General features: G+C 60.1%; 16 protein-coding genes. 9 read left to right on the forward strand and 7 right to left on the reverse strand.

What is annotated here, in order from left to right; genetic code table 11:
• Positions 1–275 precede the first annotated feature (275 nt).
• Together fabI and FP2506_RS12045 are read left to right on the forward strand one after the other, a co-directional pair.
• Positions 276–1,097: an enoyl-ACP reductase FabI gene (gene fabI, locus FP2506_RS12040; protein ID WP_007067773.1), complete on the forward strand. Its 822-nt coding sequence runs from the start codon at positions 276–278 to the stop codon at positions 1,095–1,097.
• 62 nt (positions 1,098–1,159) lie between these two features.
• On the forward strand, positions 1,160–1,753 hold the full coding sequence (locus FP2506_RS12045; protein ID WP_007067774.1) for a histidine phosphatase family protein: 594 nt from the start codon (positions 1,160–1,162) through the stop codon (positions 1,751–1,753).
• A 24-nt stretch (positions 1,754–1,777) separates the two neighbouring features.
• Here the strand turns inward: FP2506_RS12045 and FP2506_RS12050 are convergent, their stop codons facing one another.
• Complete coding sequence (locus FP2506_RS12050) at positions 1,778–2,029, reverse strand: DUF1344 domain-containing protein (protein ID WP_007067775.1); 252 nt, start codon at positions 2,027–2,029, stop codon at positions 1,778–1,780.
• A gap of 316 nt (positions 2,030–2,345) precedes the next feature.
• Between FP2506_RS12050 and aroC the strand changes: the two genes are divergently transcribed.
• Both aroC and glmM read left to right on the forward strand, forming a co-directional pair.
• On the forward strand, positions 2,346–3,449 hold the full coding sequence (gene aroC / locus FP2506_RS12055) for a chorismate synthase (protein ID WP_007067776.1): 1,104 nt from the start codon (positions 2,346–2,348) through the stop codon (positions 3,447–3,449).
• A 254-nt stretch (positions 3,450–3,703) separates the two neighbouring features.
• Positions 3,704–5,050: a phosphoglucosamine mutase gene (gene glmM, locus FP2506_RS12060; protein ID WP_007067777.1), complete on the forward strand. Its 1,347-nt coding sequence runs from the start codon at positions 3,704–3,706 to the stop codon at positions 5,048–5,050.
• A gap of 6 nt (positions 5,051–5,056) precedes the next feature.
• On the opposite strand, the gene FP2506_RS12065 is transcribed toward glmM, so the two are convergent.
• On the reverse strand, positions 5,057–5,512 hold the full coding sequence (locus FP2506_RS12065; RefSeq protein WP_007067778.1) for a cyclic nucleotide-binding domain-containing protein: 456 nt from the start codon (positions 5,510–5,512) through the stop codon (positions 5,057–5,059).
• A gap of 24 nt (positions 5,513–5,536) precedes the next feature.
• Positions 5,537–6,220, reverse strand: a complete 684-nt coding sequence (locus FP2506_RS12070) for a response regulator transcription factor (protein WP_007067779.1) — start codon at positions 6,218–6,220, stop codon at positions 5,537–5,539.
• A 115-nt stretch (positions 6,221–6,335) separates the two neighbouring features.
• On the opposite strand from FP2506_RS12070, the gene FP2506_RS12075 reads away from it, so the two are divergent.
• Positions 6,336–6,851: a L,D-transpeptidase family protein gene (locus tag FP2506_RS12075; RefSeq protein WP_040489122.1), complete on the forward strand. Its 516-nt coding sequence runs from the start codon at positions 6,336–6,338 to the stop codon at positions 6,849–6,851.
• Positions 6,852–6,987: 136 nt separating this feature from the next.
• On the forward strand, positions 6,988–9,303 hold the full coding sequence (locus FP2506_RS12080) for an FdhF/YdeP family oxidoreductase (RefSeq protein ID WP_007067782.1): 2,316 nt from the start codon (positions 6,988–6,990) through the stop codon (positions 9,301–9,303).
• Between the two features lie 161 nt (positions 9,304–9,464).
• On the opposite strand, the gene FP2506_RS12085 is transcribed toward FP2506_RS12080, so the two are convergent.
• Together FP2506_RS12085 and FP2506_RS12090 are read right to left on the reverse strand one after the other, a co-directional pair.
• Positions 9,465–9,824 (reverse strand): hypothetical protein, encoded by a 360-nt coding sequence (locus tag FP2506_RS12085; RefSeq protein WP_040489123.1) that lies wholly within the window; start codon positions 9,822–9,824, stop codon positions 9,465–9,467.
• Positions 9,825–10,000: 176 nt separating this feature from the next.
• Positions 10,001–10,969 carry an NAD(P)H-binding protein gene (locus FP2506_RS12090; RefSeq protein WP_040489836.1) on the reverse strand — a complete coding sequence of 323 codons (969 nt, stop codon included), beginning with the start codon at positions 10,967–10,969 and terminating at the stop codon, positions 10,001–10,003.
• Between the two features lie 419 nt (positions 10,970–11,388).
• Between FP2506_RS12090 and katG the strand changes: the two genes are divergently transcribed.
• The 3 genes from katG (at position 11,389) to FP2506_RS12105 (ending at position 17,405) form a co-directional block, all read left to right on the forward strand.
• Positions 11,389–13,680: a catalase/peroxidase HPI gene (gene katG, locus FP2506_RS12095; RefSeq protein ID WP_007067785.1), complete on the forward strand. Its 2,292-nt coding sequence runs from the start codon at positions 11,389–11,391 to the stop codon at positions 13,678–13,680.
• A 452-nt stretch (positions 13,681–14,132) separates the two neighbouring features.
• Positions 14,133–15,956: a DUF294 nucleotidyltransferase-like domain-containing protein gene (locus FP2506_RS12100; RefSeq protein WP_007067786.1), complete on the forward strand. Its 1,824-nt coding sequence runs from the start codon at positions 14,133–14,135 to the stop codon at positions 15,954–15,956.
• Positions 15,957–16,004: 48 nt separating this feature from the next.
• Positions 16,005–17,405 (forward strand): 3'-5' exonuclease, encoded by a 1,401-nt coding sequence (locus FP2506_RS12105; RefSeq protein ID WP_007067787.1) that lies wholly within the window; start codon positions 16,005–16,007, stop codon positions 17,403–17,405.
• Positions 17,406–17,516: 111 nt separating this feature from the next.
• On the opposite strand, the gene FP2506_RS12110 is transcribed toward FP2506_RS12105, so the two are convergent.
• Together FP2506_RS12110 and FP2506_RS12115 are read right to left on the reverse strand one after the other, a co-directional pair.
• A complete protein-coding gene (locus FP2506_RS12110; protein ID WP_040489125.1) occupies positions 17,517–17,738 on the reverse strand; it encodes a hypothetical protein in 222 nt (73 codons plus the stop codon).
• A 125-nt stretch (positions 17,739–17,863) separates the two neighbouring features.
• Positions 17,864–18,574: a Crp/Fnr family transcriptional regulator gene (locus FP2506_RS12115; RefSeq protein WP_040489837.1), complete on the reverse strand. Its 711-nt coding sequence runs from the start codon at positions 18,572–18,574 to the stop codon at positions 17,864–17,866.
• Positions 18,575–18,756: the final 182 nt, after the last annotated feature.

Here is an 18,756-nt window from a genome sequence, read left to right on the forward strand (position 1 = left end):
CGATGGCGGAGTGACCCGTTGCATGGCGGCCGTTTGTTTCGTCAAACTTCTGCAGTGGGCGCAGCCGCTAAGTCGCTGACACTCATTAGGTGTCCCAACTCCGCTCGGTTTGTGCGTCGCCGCGATCCGCGTGCCCGAAAAGCCCATCGAAATAGTTGCAACAATCGGTGTTTGCGCCGTCGCTCGCCTTTTCTTGAAGGGCTTGCGGCCCTGTGCCATACCCGCACGTGCAAACGACAGACAATCCCGCGGCTTTCGCGGCAAGGAGAGGCGTAATGACCCAGATGTCCGGTCTCATGAAGGGGAAACGAGGCCTGATCATGGGCATCGCCAACAATCGGTCGATCGCATACGGCATCGCCAAAGCTCTCGCTGATCAGGGCGCAGAAATCGCCCTCACCTATCAGAATGATGCGCTGAAAAAGCGGGTCGCTCCGCTGGCCGAAGAATTGGGCGCGTACGTCGCCGGACACTGCGATGTCGGCAATGACGAAAGCGTCGACGCGATCTTCGACCACTTGAGCGAGAAGTGGGGCAGGATCGACTTCTTCGTCCACGCCGTCGCATATTCGAACAAAGCCGAACTGACCGGCCGCTATATCCATACGAGCCGCGACAACTTCCTCTCGACCATGGATATCTCGGTCTATTCATTCACCTCGGTCGCTGCGCGCGCCCAGCGGTTGATGAGCGAGGGAGGATCAATGTTGACGCTCACTTACTATGGCGCAGAGAAGGTCATGCCTCATTACAACGTGATGGGCGTCGCAAAAGCCGCACTGGAAGCCTCCGTGCGCTATCTCGCGGTCGATCTCGGAAATCAGAAGATCCGCGTCAACGCGATCTCCGCCGGTCCGATCAAGACGCTGGCCGCTTCAGGCATTGGCGATTTCCGATACATCTTGAAATGGAATGAATACAACTCTCCTTTGAAGCGAACAGTCACGACTGACGAGGTCGGCCAGTCCGCGCTCTATCTCCTGTCTGACATGTCGAAAGGCGTCACTGGCGAGGTCCACCATGTCGATTCGGGCTACCATACGGTCGGCATGAAGGCCGTGGATGCGCCAGACATTTCCGTCGTCAAGGACGAGTAGCAGCGAGATATCCCGGCACTTCCCGACCGGTCACCGCAACGAGATCAGGGCACCCGAGAGCGATGATCGTCGAAGACGTCTACTTCTGCCGTCACGGGCAGACGGACTATAATGCTGAAGAGCGCCTGCAGGGTCGGCGCGAAGTTCCGTTGAATGACCTCGGCCGAGCGCAGGCTAGGCGAAACGGCACCTATCTCCGCAATTTGCTCGGCGCGAATGTCGGTGATTATCGCTACATCGCATCGCCATTGGGGCGCGCCCAGGAGACGATGCGGATCATCCGCAGGGAACTCGGTCTCGAGATCGACGGGTTCGAAACGGACGATCGATTGGTCGAAGTCGGATACGGCGACTGGGAGGGTTCGACGCTGGAAGAAATCGGCGAGAGCGACCCTGAGGCGATTGCCGAACGAGATGCCGACAAGTGGGACTACCGCTGTCCCGGCGAGAATGCCGAGTCTTATTCGGAACTCCTCACGCGCATCGAGCCGCTGCTTGCGGAACTGACGCCAAGGACCATCCTCGTCTCCCATGGAGGGGTGAGCCGAGCGGTACTCCGGAAATACGCCGGAATCTCAGGCCAAGACGCGGCGATGACGATTGTGCCGCAAGACCGTATCCTGACCTTCGACCGAGATGGGCCGCGCTGGCTGTGAGGCCGGCGCGGATTTGCTCGCCGGTCAACCGAAAAACGGATAGACGTTTTGCCCGCTCGCCTCGTCGTAGATCACGTGGACCGGCATACCGGGTGCGATTGCGCGGTAATCGAAATTCTTCGGTAGGTCGTAGGTCTTGCCGTCGGAGAGCTGCATCTGCTCGGATTCTTCGTTCACCTCGAGAACGATGCCTTCCGCTTCCACTGCGCTCGCCGGGATCGTCATGGCGACGGTCAGGAACGAGCTTGCGAAGAATGCGATGATACGTCGTGACATGAACCCACCTCTTGAACACTCTGGACTGAATGCCGCCCAGGCCCGCACTTCGCGAAGGCTCGGACTGTTTACGCCTCTTGCCCGGGCTTTCGTCAGCGAAGCGAAATGAGAACGTCCCCACGTTCGCCAGTCTCGCCGGCCTTCGCTGCTTCGAGCACCGCACGCCGTCAAATGGGGATCGGATTATGGCATTTCCGCGCATCGCTGCGTGACGAATTCGTGAGTCCTGTTTGACGCGGGGCGTCGCGCTGCAATAGACGGGCTTTCCGGCGCGCTTCAGAGGCTTGGCGCGCCTGTATTTCGGATCGCGTTAACCATGTCGCACAATACGTTCGGGCACCTCTTACGCGTCACCACTTGGGGCGAAAGCCACGGTCCGGCGATCGGCTGCACGATCGACGGCTGCCCGCCCGGGCTGCGATTCACACTTAGCGATATCCAAACCGAACTCGATCGCAGACGCCCCGGGTCATCGCGCTTCGTCACTCAGCGCCGCGAGCCGGACGAAGTCTCGGTCCTCTCGGGCGTCATCGCAGACGAAGATGATCCGGCGGTGATGGTGACGACCGGTACGCCGATTGCGCTTCATATCGACAACGTAGACCAACGCTCGAAGGACTATGGCGACATCGCCAAGCAATACCGGCCCGGCCACGCTGACTATGCCTATGACGTGAAATACGGCCTGCGCGATTACCGCGGCGGCGGGCGCTCTTCAGCTCGTGAGACCGCGATGCGCGTCGCTGCCGGCGCGATCGCCCGCAAGATCGTTCCGGACATGAAGGTGCGCGGCGCTATCGTCCAAATCGGCGAGAAGGCGATCGACCGTTCCGCCTGGGACTGGTCGGTGGTCGAACGGCAGGACAATCCCTTCTTCACGCCCGACGCCGATGCGATTTCAGTTTTCGAGAGCTATCTCGACGAAATCCGAAAGAGCCACGACAGCGTCGGCGCCATCATCGAGGTGATCGCCGAAAATGTCCCTCCGGGCCTTGGCGCGCCACTTTACGCCAAGCTCGACACCGAGATCGCAGCAGGGCTCATGTCGATCAACGCGGTCAAAGGCGTCGAAATCGGCGACGGTTTTGCCTCAGCGGCTCTGCGGGGCACTCAAAACGCCGACGAAATGCGCATCGGGCCGGACGGAAAGCCGGTTTTCGAAGCAAACCATGCAGGCGGTATTCTGGGGGGCATCTCGACGGGCGCCCCCATCGTTGCCCGCTTTGCCGTCAAGCCGACCTCATCCATCCTGACGCCACGGCGCTCAGTTGACCGCGATGGCAACGAGATCGAGGTCGTCACCAAGGGTCGGCACGATCCGTGTGTCGGCATCCGCGCCGTACCGATCGGCGAGGCCATGGTCGCCTGTGCCATAGCGGACCACTATCTGCGCCATCGCGGACAGACCGGACGCATCTGAGGCGGATAGGGTCCGCCGTCCCGGTGGCCAACGATCGCGCACCTTCACATTGTTCTCACCCGTTCACCACACCCCGCGAAACCCCATCGGCGACCTTCGCGAACGTGCTAGAAATCCCACACTCGAACGCAAACCCATCGACGCCTGTCTGATTGCCCAGCAATCGGCGCAATATCCTCGCTGTTGCAGGACCATGACCAAGCTGGGCCGCATACGGAATCCCAGTGCAAGAACCAACGACTTCGGAGACGACCATGGCGCGACGGTATTTCGGCACGGATGGAATTCGCGGAAAGGCGAACCGCTTTCCGATGACGCCGGAGGTCGCGCTCAGAGTAGGCATGGCGGCCGGGCTCGTTTTTCATCGCGGCGAACACCGGCACCGGGTCGTCATCGGCAAGGATACCCGTCGCTCGTCCTACATGCTTGAAAACGCGATGGTCGCCGGCTTCACCGCCGCTGGCATGGATGTCTTCCTACTCGGCCCAATGCCGACGCCCGCGGTCGCCATGCTGACGCGCTCGCTGCGCGCCGACATCGGCGTCATGATTTCGGCCTCGCACAATCCGTTCGAGGACAACGGGATCAAACTGTTCGGCCCAGACGGCTACAAGCTCTCCGATCAGATCGAGACGCAGATCGAGGCCCTTCTCGAAGAAGACCTCACCAACCGCATGCCGACAGGCGCGGGCATGGGTCGCGCGACACGCATCGACGGGGTCCATGACCGCTATATCGAGTTCGCCAAGCGCACACTCCCCCGCGAAATCTCGTTCGACGGCCTCCGGATTGCGATCGATTGCGCCAACGGTGCCGGCTACGACGTGGCGCCCAAGGTGCTGTGGGAACTCGGCGGCGATGTCGTCGAGATCGGCACGAGCCCGGACGGCACCAACATCAACCGCGATTGCGGCTCCACCTCGCCGAATGCCCTCATCGCCAAGGTCAACGAAGTCCGCGCCGATATCGGCATCGCACTCGACGGCGACGCAGACCGCGTATTGGTCGTCGACGAGCGCGGGGAGATCGTCGACGGCGACCAGTTGATGGCGGTCATCGCCGAAAGCTGGAACGACGATGGCCGACTCGCAGCCGGCGGCATCGTCGCCACCATCATGTCCAATCTCGGCCTGGAGCGCTTCCTCGAAGCCCAGAACCTGCTGCTGGCCCGCACCAAGGTCGGCGACCGCTACGTCGTCGAGCACATGCGCGAGCACGGCTACAATGTCGGCGGCGAGCAGTCCGGTCATATCGTCCTCTCCGACTACGGCACGACCGGCGACGGCCTCATATCGGCGCTTCAGGTGCTCGCGGTCGTCAAGCAGCGCGGCGGTAAGGTCTCCGATGTCTGCCGACGCTTCCAACCGGTGCCGCAATTCCTGAAAAATGTCCGCTTCGGCGGCGGAATGCCGCTGGAAAAGGACGAAGTCAAAACCGTGATCGAGACTGGCCGGAACCGCCTTGGCAATTCGGGCCGTTTGGTCATCCGACCATCCGGCACCGAACCGCTGATCCGCGTGATGGCCGAGGGCGACGACCCACAGATGGTGGAAGACGTGGTCGACAATATCTGCGACGCGCTGCGTGCCGTTGCCGCCTAAGGCGCGTCAGTCGACGAATCGATCCTGCATCGCGGCCAGTTGCCTCGTCATTTGAATGAACCGATCGCGCAGCCGGGCCTCGAGCCCGGCCGCGAAGTTCGGGTACTCCTCGAGCAGACGTCGAAAATGCGCGCGCCCGATCCGTAAGAGATCGCATTGCGTTTCTGCTCTGGCTGTCGCCGGCCGCCGAGTGTCGGTGATCAGCGCCATCTCGCCGAGCAGCGTTCCCGGACCATAGGCACCGACGATCTTCGGCTTGTCCGGGCTGCCAGTCGAAAGCGTCACCGTTCCATCAGCGACGACAAACCCTGCATCGGCGATCGCGGATTCGCGGAAGATCGTATCGCCGGCGGGAAACCGGCGATGATCGGCGCCAAACGCCAGCAGTCGCAGGGCGTCATCGTCAAGATCGTCGAACAGCGTCACGCTTCGGAGGACTGCGATATCGCTTTGCAGGCTCACCGAAACCCCCTCCGTTCGAAGCGCTCAGGGGACCAGCTTGTACCCGCCCGACTCCGTGACGAGGAGCCTTGCATTGGACGGATCCGGTTCGATCTTCTGGCGCAGGCGATAGACGTGGGTTTCCAGCGTATGGGTGGTGACGCCGGAATTGTATCCCCAGACCTCCTCCAGAAGCACGTCGCGCGTGATGACGCCGCGATCGGCCCGGTAGAGGAAGCGAATGATCGCCGTTTCCTTCTCGGTCAGCCGGATTTTTGTACCCTTGTCGTCGACGAGCAGCTTTTGGCTCGGCTTAAAAACATAGGGCCCAACTTGGAACGTCGCGTCCTCGCTCTGCTCGTGCTGGCGGAGTTGTGCGCGGATGCGCGCGAGGAGCACGGCAAAACGGAACGGCTTCGTCACGTAATCGTTCGCGCCGGCTTCAAGCCCGAGTATCGTATCGGCGTCAGCATCTTGGCCGGTAAGGATGATGATCGGCGACTTGAAGCCGCCCTTGCGCAGCACCTTAACCGCCTCGCGGCCGTCCATATCGGGGAGGCCGATATCGATGACGAGCAGATCGATCACGCCGGCCCGTGCCGCCTGGATGCCTTTTGAGGCTGAAGACTCTTGGCTTACGCTGAATTCTTCGTGCAGGGCCAGTTGTTCGGCGAGGGTGTGCCGGAGGTCATCGTCGTCATCGACGATAAGTATGGTGCGCTGGTTCATGCGTCTTTCATCATGGCTGTCTCGGGACGCGTTCGGCCCGGATCGTCAAACATTGTGATCAAATAGACGCACGACTTAGCTTGACAAACCATTTTTTCGCTCCGGTAGAAACAGTATGTCGCTGATCGTACGCCGTTCGCCGCTATCCCCGCTTCGCGCCATTCTTGCCGCCGGACCGTATCGAATACAATGCGCCTTGGGGCGTTCTTCCACGACAATCTTCAAGCGCGAGGGCGATGGCGCCACCCCAGTCGCCGCGATGCCCCTCTTGTCCACGCGCCATCGTCACAAACAGATATATCGACCGCGAACGACCCTACCGATAAAGATTACTCGTCCTGTCGACGGCTGGTGCGATGCGCCGCAACACGCAGCCTATAACCGACCGGTACGCCGCCCCTTCCCCGCAAGCAACGAAACAATGGTACGCGGCGATCGCCTCTACGATTTCGTTGTTATTCTCGACTGGAACTTCAGATCGCGTGCGCGTCACCGGGGCAGCGCCATCTTTTTTCATATCGCCAAACCGGACTATCCGCCCACTGAAGGCTGCATCGCAGTTGCGCCGAAAGACATGATGAAGATCGGACCGCTCCTGAGATCCGGACGCAGGCTGGTGGTCGAACGCTAACGTCGGTCGAATTCGCAAGTCGGCAAAGGACTGCGACGATCCGGCCTTCCGAACCGGATTCCGGCTTGCGCGTTAGTTCCCGTAGGCGCCGGATTTATCAATCCTGCCGCTCGGACGACGAGGAGGAACGATACCGATGGACCGCAGCGAGAATACCGACAAGCCGACCATCGAACCTTACGACCGTCCAACTGGGGGATGGGGCTCGATTAAATCCCTCGTCGAAAAGTCAGCGCAGGAAGGCCTCCTGACCTCTACAGTCTGGGCGACGCTAGAGCGCCAGAACAAGGCGGGCGGATATCAGTGCGTGTCATGTTCCTGGGCAAAACCTGCTGATCCGCGGCCTTTCGAATACTGTGAGAACGGCGCCAAAGCGACACTTTGGGAGATTACACCAAAACGCTGCGATCGCGATTTCTTTCGAAAACATACGGTTTCCGAACTTCTCGAATGGACTGACCACGACCTCGAAAAGCAGGGCCGGCTGACGACGCCGTTGAAATACGATCCGAGCCTCGATCAGTATATCCCGATCGCTTGGGACAAGGCCTTCAGGGAAATAGGCGCTCTGCTCAACGACATGGATCCGAAATCCGTCGTCTTCTACGTCTCTGGCCGGGCATCGCTCGAAGCCTCGCATATGTGGCAGCTGTTCGCGCGCATCTATGGTTCCAACAACCTGCCGGATTCCTCGAACATGTGCCACGAGTCGACGTCCGTCGGATTGCCGGAATCGATCGGTTCGCCAGTCGGGACGGTCACACTCGACGATTTCGACGCCTGCGACATGATGTTCTTCTTCGGGCACAACACCGGCACCAACGCCCCCCGCCTGCTCCATTGGGTGCAGGAAGCGCGCAAGCGCGGCGCACCGGTCATCACCTTCAATCCGCTGCAGGAACGCGGGCTGATGCGCTTCAAGAGCCCTCAGCAACCGTTCGAAATGCTCTCGCCGGACGAAGGCACGAAGATGTCCAGCGACTACTATCAGCTGAAGGGTGGTGGCGACATCGCGGCGATGACGGGCATCGCAAAGGCTGTATTCGCGCTCGACGATGCGGCAACGGAGGCAGGGAAGCCGCGTGTTCTCGACACTGCCTTCATCGAAGAGCACTGTCACGGCTTCGAAGCTTTCGAGAGTTTTGTCCGGGACGCGGACTGGACCGAGATTGAGCGCTGTTCAGGCCTTACACGCTCGGATCTCGAACATACCGGCCGTGTATATTCGAAGGCCGAGCGCGTCATCGCCAATTACGGCATGGGGCTCACCCAGCATCGGCACGGGATCGAGAACGTGCAAATGCTTGTAAACCTTCTGTTGATGCGGGGCATGATGGGCAAGACCGGCGCCGGCATCTCGCCGATCCGCGGTCATTCCAACGTGCAGGGGCAGCGCACCGTCGGCATCACGGAAAAGCTCGAGCTCATCCCGGTGGAGAAGTTCGAGGCGTTCTACGACTTCACCGTCCCGAAGGAGAAAGGCCGCGATACGGTCGAATCCTGCGAGGGCATCCTCGATGGGTCCGTTAAGGGCTTTGTCTGCCTAGGTGGCAATTTCTCTCGTGCCGTGCCGGAAACGGCCGCCATTGAGCAAGCTTGGCGTAAGATGCGCCTCAATGTGCAGATCTCGACAAAACTCAATCGCAATCATCTGCTCGCTGCAGAGAACACATATATCCTGCCCTGCCTTGGGCGCCTGGAGCGCGATACCCAGAACGGGGTCGATCAGACCGTATCGATCGAGGACTCGACCGCCTGTATCCATGCCTCGTTCGGCAGGACGGAGCCGGCATCAAAGGAACTCCTTTCGGAACCGAGGATCACCGCCGAACTCGCGAAAGCGACGATTGACGGCAAGTCGAGTGTGCCCTGGGACGAATGGGTCGCCGATTATTCGAAAATCCGCGACGCGATCGAACGCGCCTATCCGGACGATTTCAGCCAGTTCAACGAGCGTTTTCGTGAGCCCGGAGGTTTCCATAGGGATATTGGCGCCTCCAAGCGTGAATGGCGCACCGAAACTGGGAGGGCGCATTTTCTGATACCAGAAGGCTTCGACGTGAACCCGGACATCGATACGACTTCACCCGATGTCTTCAAGTTGATCACTGTACGATCGAACGACCAGTTCAATACTTCCGTCTATGGCTACGACGACCGACTGCGCGGGGTCGACGGCACCCGCATGATCATCCTCATGAATGCTGCCGACATGAAACGGCTCGGACTAACTGACCACGATCGGATCGATATTGAAACGGTCGCCGACGATGGTGTTGCCCGCAAGGCGGAAGACTATCGAGTGCACGCCTGGAACATACCAGCTGGCGATTGCGCCGGTTATTTTCCGGAGCTCAACGCTCTGATCCCGCTTTGGCACCATTCCCGCCGAGCCCACGTGCCGGCCGCAAAATCCGTGCCGGTCAGAATTACGAAGCGAGTAGCGAACTAGAGAATCAGCCGCGTTCTCAGCTTGCCCCGCTGAGCAGACGGTTGGCGGTTCGGCGTCGTCTGGATTATCCAAAATGCGTCAGATCTATGGGGTGGAGCAGCAGATTGACCCCAACCTAGCCGACATTCACGTGGCAAAGCGGCTTGCGGGATGACTGAACGTTAAATCAAATATTCGCCTCGACGGTGAATGCTCTCGCCCATTGCGATGACACCACAAGCGTAGTCGTCACCGTCAGCGGCAGCCGATGCTAGACCGTAGACTTGCATGTCTTTAATTGGAAAGGCGTCCCTTGCCTCGGTCAGCAATTTGGACGCCGCTCCCTCTATTGCGTTACGGGCATCGACGAGCTTGGCAGCCAAAATGCCGACGCTCGCATCGTCGCGAACCATTTCTGCCTGTGCCGCTTCAATCAGGCTCGCCGCCTCGCGGATCACGTGCTCCACGGCCTCGATCGCCGCGGTGTCTAGCGGCGCCTCAAGCGCGGTTTGGCGGGCGCTGATGCGTTTCGCAGTTTCCATCGTCAATCCCTCCAATCCAATCGGTAGCATCAGTCGAGGTGCCGCCAGATCCCGCAGCCATGAGAGATCTTCGGAACATCAAATGCTTATCACGCATTTGAGAGATTGCAAGTTTTAACGATCGATTTTTCAGGCATTTCAAATCTTTAGCTGGCGAACTCTTGCGCCTTCGTCGATTAAAACACGGCGTGGTCGCCGCGTTCGACGGTTGAAATGCCTTCGACGAGTTGGCGATAGAACTCGAAAAGCGTCTCGGTTCCGGTCTCCGGCGTCAGCTCCGCAGCGTATGTTCTGCTGACCGGATCCAGTACCAGCATAGACTGGGTAGCGTAGTAGTAGCCGATCCGGGCAAGTTCCGCCTTCACTGCAAGACGTGGGCTCACAACTGACAGCGGCCGCAATCCGCTGGCGATCGAGGACAGGAACCATGTTGGTACTTGCCTGAAAACCGGCCTGCGCCCGAGCATCCGACAAAGCGCCTCACCCTGTTCGCGTGGGTTGATTGCCGGTCCCGGTCCACCGATCGGGAGTACCCTGTTCCAGAGGGTTTCATCGTAAAGGCATCGCACAATATAGCGGGCCAAATCGCCATCGCTGATCGGCTTGCAAGCCGTCAGTCGGCCGTCGTCGAATATGATATAGGGCTTGCCTTGCCGCACCCTATCTACCTGTCCAGACAGGGACTTGAAGAAGGCCGTAGGTCTGACGATCGAATAGGTGAGGCCGGAAGCAATAAGTTCAGCCTCGAACGCGAGTTTGGCCTTCTGAAAGGCAAGGAGCGGCTTCTGGACGCAGATCGCCGATAGGAGGACTACCTGTTCGATACCGGCTGCAAGTGCCGCCTTCAGGGCGCTCGAATTCGCTCGGTAGTCGATCGCCCAGGCATCCTCTGGCGCCCCCGTGCGCGATGCGAGGCAAGTGACCAGTGCGTCGAACGCCTCGCCTTGCAGACCATTTTTTTCGAAGGATGTGGGATCGGTCACATCGCCGAAACGCAACTCCGCCCCTTCGAGGCACCGTAAAGTGTCCATAATCTGCGGTTTGCCCAAGCCAGTCTGGCTTCTCACGAAGCAGACGACTTCATACCCCTCGTTGATGAGGGCGCGCACCGTTGCGCGACCGATCGTCCCTGTTGCACCAAGCAGCAATACGCGCTTTCCGCGCCGGGATTTTGGGGTCTGGGCTCCTCGCATTCGGGTACCATGAGCCAAGGTCTGCGTATTTGAAAGAGAGTGCGTGCTCCCGTCGACGTAGACTGCCGACGCGACCGGGATTAAATGAGTGAGACAGACGACCGATATGCGTTTTGGAATATGCGTCTTGTTCCCGATTGTCGTCCAAGTCATTTGGCCAGTGGGGACGGATCAGAAGCGCATGCGCCAGCGGGGCTGAGCGATACACCCGAACTTCCAAAGTTTCTCGCGTGCCGCTGAGCCCATTCGTCGCAGGAGACGCGGCATGTGCCGAACGTCTCTAGGTTCTCGTCGGAGCCGCACCGGGAGACGGTGGTGCCATCAACGGCGCGGCGGTGCCGAGAATGACTTTGCCAGAGAGGTCCAACATCATGAATATCAAAGCAGATATCCCCAACCGCGGTGAATGCCCCTTCGGCGGTACGCGTATCGGCGGTGCACAGGGGTCGGAACCACAACTCGACCATTGGTGGCCCAACCGGCTGAAGGTCGAACTGCTGCATCAGGACCCGATTGAAGCGAACCCACTCGGCAAGAGTTTCGATTACGCTAAAGCTTTCAAGACACTCGATCTCGACGAGGTGAAGAAGGACATCAAAGCCTTTCTGACCTCGTCAGTCGACTGGTGGCCGTCCGATTACGGGAATTACGGCCCGCAGATGATCCGCATGGCGTGGCATTCCGCCGGCACCTATCGCCGGGCCGATGGCCGTGGCGGGGCGTCCGAAGGCATGCAGCGCTTCGCGCCGATCAACTCGTGGTGGGACAACGGCAATACCGACAAGTCGCGTCGTCTGCTCTGGCCGATCAAGCAGAAATACGGGGCCGCGCTGTCCTGGGCCGATCTCTACATCCTCGCAGGCAACTGCTCGCTCGAAATCATGGGTTTTCCGACCTTTGGCTTCGGCGGCGGGCGCGTCGATGCGTGGGAGCCGGACCGCGCGACCTATTGGGGACCTGAAGGCTGGAACGGCAAGAAGCCCAGTGAGTCTGCACCCGGTCCACTGGAAGGCCATCCCAACCAGATGGTAACCCGCACACTGAGGTGGGAGGGCGAGCCGAAGGACGAATACTACGATCTGGAGAACCCGCTCGCAGCCTCGCACCAGTCGTTGATTTACGTCGATCCCGAAGGTCCGAACGGAAACGGTGATCCGATGGATTCTGCCCGTGATATCCGCACGACCTTCAGCCGAATGGCGATGAACGACGAAGAGACGGTCGCGCTGATTGCGGGTGGTCACGCCTTCGGCAAATCGCACGGAATGACGCCGCCCGAGGAAATCGGTCCGGCTCCGGAAGGCGCCCCGATCGAGGCAATGGGTATGGGCTGGCACAACCCCAAGGGCACCGGCTTTGCCCAATATACGATGACGAACGGGATCGAGGGTTCTTGGACGCCGAACCCGACCAAGTGGGACAACGACTACCTGACGAACCTTTTCAAGTTCGAATGGGAGCAAACCAAGTCGCCGGCCGGTGCTCTCCAGTGGAAGCCAAAGGATCCCAACGCACCGAAGACCCCGGACGCGCACACGGACGAGATGCACCCGCTGATGATGATGACGTCCGACATCGCGCTCATCACGGATCCAGAATATCGGAAGGTCTGTGAAAAGTTCTTGAACGACTTTGACGCCTTCACCGACGCATTCTCACGCGCCTGGTTCAAGCTCGTCCATCGCGACATGGGTCCGAAAGTTCGTTATCTCGGACCAGAAGTACCGGAAGAGGATCTCGACTGGCAGGATCCAATTCCAGATCTCGATCACGAGGTTGTCAACGAGTCGGATATAGCGACCCTCAAATCGAAGATGATGAACGCCGGCCTGTCGGTTTCCGATCTGGTCTTCGTGGCTTGGAGTTCGGCGTCCACCTATCGTGACTCTGACAAGCGCGGCGGTGCGAATGGCGGTCGCATCGCGCTGGAACCGCAGAGCGGTTGGGAGGTCAACGATCCCGGTAGAACCGAGAAGGTACTGAAAGCACTGCGTTTGATCGCCGACGAGTTCAACGACGCGCAGTCAGGCAACAAGCGAATATCACTTGCCGATGCGGTCGTGCTTGGTGGTTGTGCAGCGGTCGAGAAGGCAGCGAAGGATGCCGGTGTCGACGTCACCGTTCCGTTCACGCCAGGCCGCATGGACACGACTCAGGAATTGACGAACGTCGAGTTCTTCGAGTGGCTGCAGCCGGTTTCGGACGGTTTCCGCAACTATCACCGCGAGGATATCGTCTACAACGTACCACCAGAGCAACTCTTCCTCGATCGGGCGATGCTTCTGTCATTGACTGCTCCGGAATGGACGGCGCTCGTCGGCGGCCTCCGCGTTCTGGACACGAACTGGGACGGCTCCAAGCATGGTGTCTTTACCGACCGGCCCGGCACGTTGACGAACGATTTCTTCGTCAATCTGACCTCACCGGCGTACACTTGGAAAAAGGCGGACGAGGACGGAATGTCGTTCACTTTGAACGATTTCAAGACGAACGAAGTGAAGTTCACGGCGACACGCTGTGATTTGATCTTCGGCGCCAATTCCCAGCTTCGCCAAATCGCAGAGGTCTACGGCGCGAACGACGGACACGATCGATTGGTCAAAGACTTCGTCGCAGCCTGGAACAAGGTGATGATGCTCGACCGATACGATCTTGCAGCCTGACATGACACCAGCATCGGGCGGTACAAGCGCATCGCCCGATGCCTTCCTTTCAGGAACGACGATGAGCATGCGATTTTTGCGTCAGCTCGTCGAATTGAAGCCTCTCAGAGGATGACTGGGCGCGGGCGACTTTCTGCAGTGCCATTCGAGGCTTGCCGCGTGGGCCTTTGACGCAAACGTCGACGACAGAAGGCGCCGCGAGCATATCAGCCGCGCCTTTTGGAAGACGAAATTGCCGCGTTCGCGCGCTGCGGTATGTCGAAGAGGAACGTGCGAATTCCAGGGTATGCTGGCAAGTGCGAGTCCAGCTATTCGGATCTGCCGCCGTCCGCTTCGATGTTGCGCGTGTTCGGCGCTATATTTCAAATAAAGGATCAGAAAGAGAGACCGAGGCGGTGAGCATCGGCAGAATGCGCGCGAGGACACGTAGGTGAACCGGACGAAGAGCTCGGATGACAGTCTCAACTGAAGCGATCGTGCATTTTCTCGAAGGGCTCCACCCTTACGCCGATCTCAGTGCCGAAGTCCGAAAGGTCGTCGCCAGCGGCATGGGCGTAAAGACCGTTCCGGCTGGCGGGTCGATCTTCTTCCTCGACGAAGAGCTCGAAGGGCTCTTCGTCGTCTGGTCCGGAGAGGTGGAGATCGTCAACGAGCACGGCGCCCCGGTTTCGCTGCTCGGGCGGCGCAACTCCTTCGGTGAGCGCGGGCTACTCGAAGATGGGCGGGCGCTGACCGAGGCCAGGGCGATCACCGAAACGATGCTTCTCGTTCTGCCGGCACCGATGTTCGCCCAGCTGATCGCCGATCACGAGCCTTTTCGCGCCTTCTTCTCCCGCACTCCGCGCGAGAGACCGCCCCAACGAACATTAGCCAATACGCGCATCGAAGAACTCATGGTTCGAGGGCCTATCACCTGCGCACCGGACGATACGGTTCAGGAAGCCGCACGGCGGATGCGAAAGCACGGAATTTCTTCGCTCTGCATGACCGAACACGGCAAACTGACCGGCATCGTCACGATGCGCGATCTCTCCGGCAAGGTTGTAGCAGAGGGCCTTTCACCGGCGACGCCGGTCTCCGACATAGTGACGCGCAATCCCGTGACGCTCGAACCCTCCATGCTTGGTTCGGACGTGCTTCACACCATGGTCGAACGGGGCATCGGGCATTTGCCGATCTGCGAGTTCGGCGAACTCGTGGGTATCGTCACTCAGACGAATCTCACGCGCTGGCAGGCCGATAGCTCCGCCGATTTCGTCTCGGCCGTAGCGAGCGCGCCAAGTGTCGATCAGATGGCGGAGATCGCGCGGAAGATACCGAACCTCCTTGTCAGTCTCGTTGCCGCCGGCCACAGACACGAGGTCACGACGCGCCTGATCACTGATATTGCCGACGCGATCACCAGGCGGCTCATAAGGCTGGCACATCATGAGCTCGGAGATGCCCCCGCAGCATACTGCTGGGCCGCTTGCGGCAGCCAGGGCCGTCAGGAGCAGACCGGCCTCTCCGATCAAGACAACTGCCTCATAATTGCCGATGACGCCGGACCCGAGGCGATGGGGTGGTTCGAGGACTTCGCTCGCTTCGTCTGCGACGGGCTCAACGCCTGCGGTTATTTCTATTGTCCGGGCGAGATGATGGCGACGAATTCCCAGTGGCGCCAAAAGGTCGGCGTCTGGCGTGCCTATTTTGACAAGTGGATCGCTCGGCCCGACCCGATGGCCCAGATGCTAGCCTCGGTAATGTTCGATCTCCGCCCGATCGGCGGCGATTCTGCACTCTTCGATGCTCTCCAACACGACACATTGGAGGCCGCCTCAAAGAACTCGATTTTCGTTAAACACATGACAGCGAACGCGCTTAAACACCAACCGCCGCTCGGCCTGTTCCGCGGCTTTGCGACCATCCGCTCCGGCGAACACAAAAACACACTCGATTTGAAGCACAACGGTGTCGTGCCCGTAACAGACCTCGCACGCATTTATGCCATCCGCGGACGGCTCGCCCCGGTCAACACCCGCGCCCGGCTGGAGGCGGCACGCGCAGCCAAGGTCGTCTCCCAGCGCGACGGGCAGGCGCTATTGGATGCTTTCGATCTGATCGCGCAGACACGGCTCGAACATCAGGTTCGGCGCGTGAAGGGCGGCGAAAGCCCGGATAATTTCATGGAGCCCTGGCGGTTATCCGATTTCGAAAGATCGCATCTCCGCAATGCTTTCGTCGTAATCAAGGGCCTGCAGTCGGCGATAGGCCACCGGCTCGGTCCCCTGGCGTAGGTCGGCAATGGCAAAGTTAAGTCACAGCTACGACAAGGGAGGCGGTCGATGAAGGCGGTTTCCGTGCGCCTTCGTGTCTTTCTGCTTTTTTCGGCGCTCGCCGTTGCCTGTGTCGCTGCTGTCGGTGTCGCTTTCGGTTCGGGTGTCTATCGCGGCGTTGTGCCGATCGATAGCGTCGTCGGCCCACTCATCATCGCGGGATTTCTACTGCTCGGCCTCGTCATGTCCGCCTGGTTCGCCTTCGACAAGTATATCGCTCGGCCGATAGATCGGCTTGCGGCGGAGATGCGCGTGCGGGCCCATTGCAACACATCCCACGAGATCGACCTTGCCGAGACGCACTATCTCGGAGACCTCGCCCATGCGGCCGACGCGGTAACCCGCAGACTCGGCGAGGCGACCTTCGAGACGGCCGGAACAGTCGCACGCGAAACGGCCCGGCTGGAGGTAGAGCGGCAGCGTCTCACCGCTTGCCTCACGGAGATACCCGTCGCGACAATCGTCGTTAGTGCAACCGATAAAATCGTGCTCTACGACGGTCAGGCCGCTGAAATTCTCGCACAGACCGCAACCCCGCGCCTGAATGCGCCAATCTCGGATTATTTCGAAGAGTCGGCGTTGGGGAGAGCCAAGCAGGCGCTTGCGAATGACGGCAATGAAATCGCTTTTGACCTTTCGGACATCGGCCAAAGCATTACTCATTCGGCGGTGATGCGTTCGTTCGCCGATGGCGGCTATCTTCTGGCTTTCCAGACTGCGAATATTCGGCTTGCGCCAGATGCCGCCCGACCGCTGGTCTACGATTTCTCGCTGCTCGATCGGGAGCCGCCGCCCAGCCTGATAGACTGTCCCCTACGCGATCTCGTGTATTGCGTCTTCGATACCGAGACGACCGGGCTCATCCCACATCGGGACGAGATCGTGCAGATCGGCGCGATCCGCATCGTCGACGGCAAGCTCGTGGAGGGCGAGACGTTCGACACGCTTGTCGACCCGGGCGGCCCGATCCCGCGCGCCTCCTCGAAGATTCACGGCATCACGGACAAAATGGTGATGGGGCAACCACGGATCGCCGAGGCCGGACGCCGTTTCTTCGAATTTTCGAAGGAGTCGGTGCTGGTAGCCCACAATGCTCCCTTCGACATGAGCTTCCTGCGCCGTCACGAAAAAGCGATGGGCGTCGCTTTCGACCATCCGATCGTCGATACGGTCCTCGTTTCGGCGATAATCTTCGGAACGACCGAACGACATATGCTGGATGTGGTCTGCGAGCGTTTGGGAATACGGATCGAGAAAAAAGACCGGCACACGGCGCTCGGCGATGCACGCGTTACCGCCGAGGCGATGAAGCGCATGCTTCCACTTCTCGAAGCCCGCGGCATCAAGACATTCGGCAAACTCATTGCTGAGACCCGCAAGCGCGGAAGGCTCGTCGCCGATCTCAACTGATCGCAGGCCTGCCCATCGCGTTTCTGAAGTGACGAGGTTCGGACGTCCCATACAAAAGCCCCCGGCCATAGTGACCGAGGGTCCATGTGTTTGTCCCATGCGAGGGTCGGCTCAGTAGCAGACCTTGATGCGTTTCCATCTGTAGAGCTTCTTGCCCCACCTGTTGTAGCCGACGAAGATCTTCTTCTTCTCCCAGTGGCACTTCTTGTAGCTGTAGGAGTGGCTGTAGCCTTTGCCATAGCCCTTGCCGTAGTATCCGGCCTGAGCGCTCGGCATGGCGATTGTGGCCGTCATGGCGAGGGTTGCGAGGGTGAGGATGGTCTTGCGGATCATGACTGGTTCCTTTCCGGTTTGGGCGGGCATTTCCCGCCGACAGGAATGAACCTATCGATCCGACATTCTGGCCTCAGTGATCCCGGTCACAGGGCGGACAGGTCCGGCAATAGATCTCGATTAACTCACTCCTGCGCAGCCAGAAGCTCCAGCGCGCCGCGGTCTGAAACGACCAGCCAGCCGTCCTTCAGTTCGACGACGCCGCGGCGTTCCCAGCCCTTGAGACAGCGGTTCACCGGTTCGCGGCCGCTGCCGATCATCTGGGCCATCTCGGTCTGTGAGAGCGAGAGGCGCTGGATACCCTTGCGGCCGGTGCGGTTCGGGCCGTCGAGGATGCGCAGAAGCGCGCGGGCAAGCCGGGTGGAGATGTCGAGAAAAGCAAGTTCGGCCATCCGCTCGTCGGAGCGGCGGATCCGGGCGCAGAGGAGTTCGAGCAGCTTGAGCGCACTCTCCGGATAGGCCTTCAGCACCTTCATCACGTCGCGGCGCTCCAGCACCAAGAGGGTGACATTGGTAAGCGCGCGAGCATCGGCCGAGCGTTCCCCGCCGTCGAGGAGCGCGATCTCGCCGAAGACCTCGTCAGTGTGAAGATCGGCGAGCACCACCTCGCGCGCATTGGGGGTCACCAGCGAAATCCGCACCTGTCCAGTGACGATCGCCATCATTGCACGTCCCTCGTCTCCGGCCGCGAAGATCGGATCGCCGGCGCCGTGGGTGCGCGTGAAGGCATAGGTCGACAGATCCCGCCGCGCCGCGGGCTCGAGCGCCTGGAAGAGAAGCGTCTTCGAGAGGCTTTTTTCCCTGGCGCCGAGGTCTTCGCTCGCTGTCCCCGTCATGGCACGCCCTTTCGCTTGCGAACTCGTCGTTCCGAACATACCCGATTAAAGGCTTGCGGCATCCGTTTTCGCCGACGCGATCTGCCCCCTGAAAAGCGGGCCCGTTCCAGCCTTTCGCAACGGCAGCACAATGCCTATGGTCGTCCGGGGAAGTCGGTTGGAAAGCTTATGCGGGCCCTGCG

The sequence above is a fragment of the Fulvimarina pelagi HTCC2506 genome (genome assembly GCF_000153705.1).
In the GTDB taxonomy this organism is placed as follows: Bacteria; Pseudomonadota; Alphaproteobacteria; order Rhizobiales; family Rhizobiaceae; genus Fulvimarina; species Fulvimarina pelagi.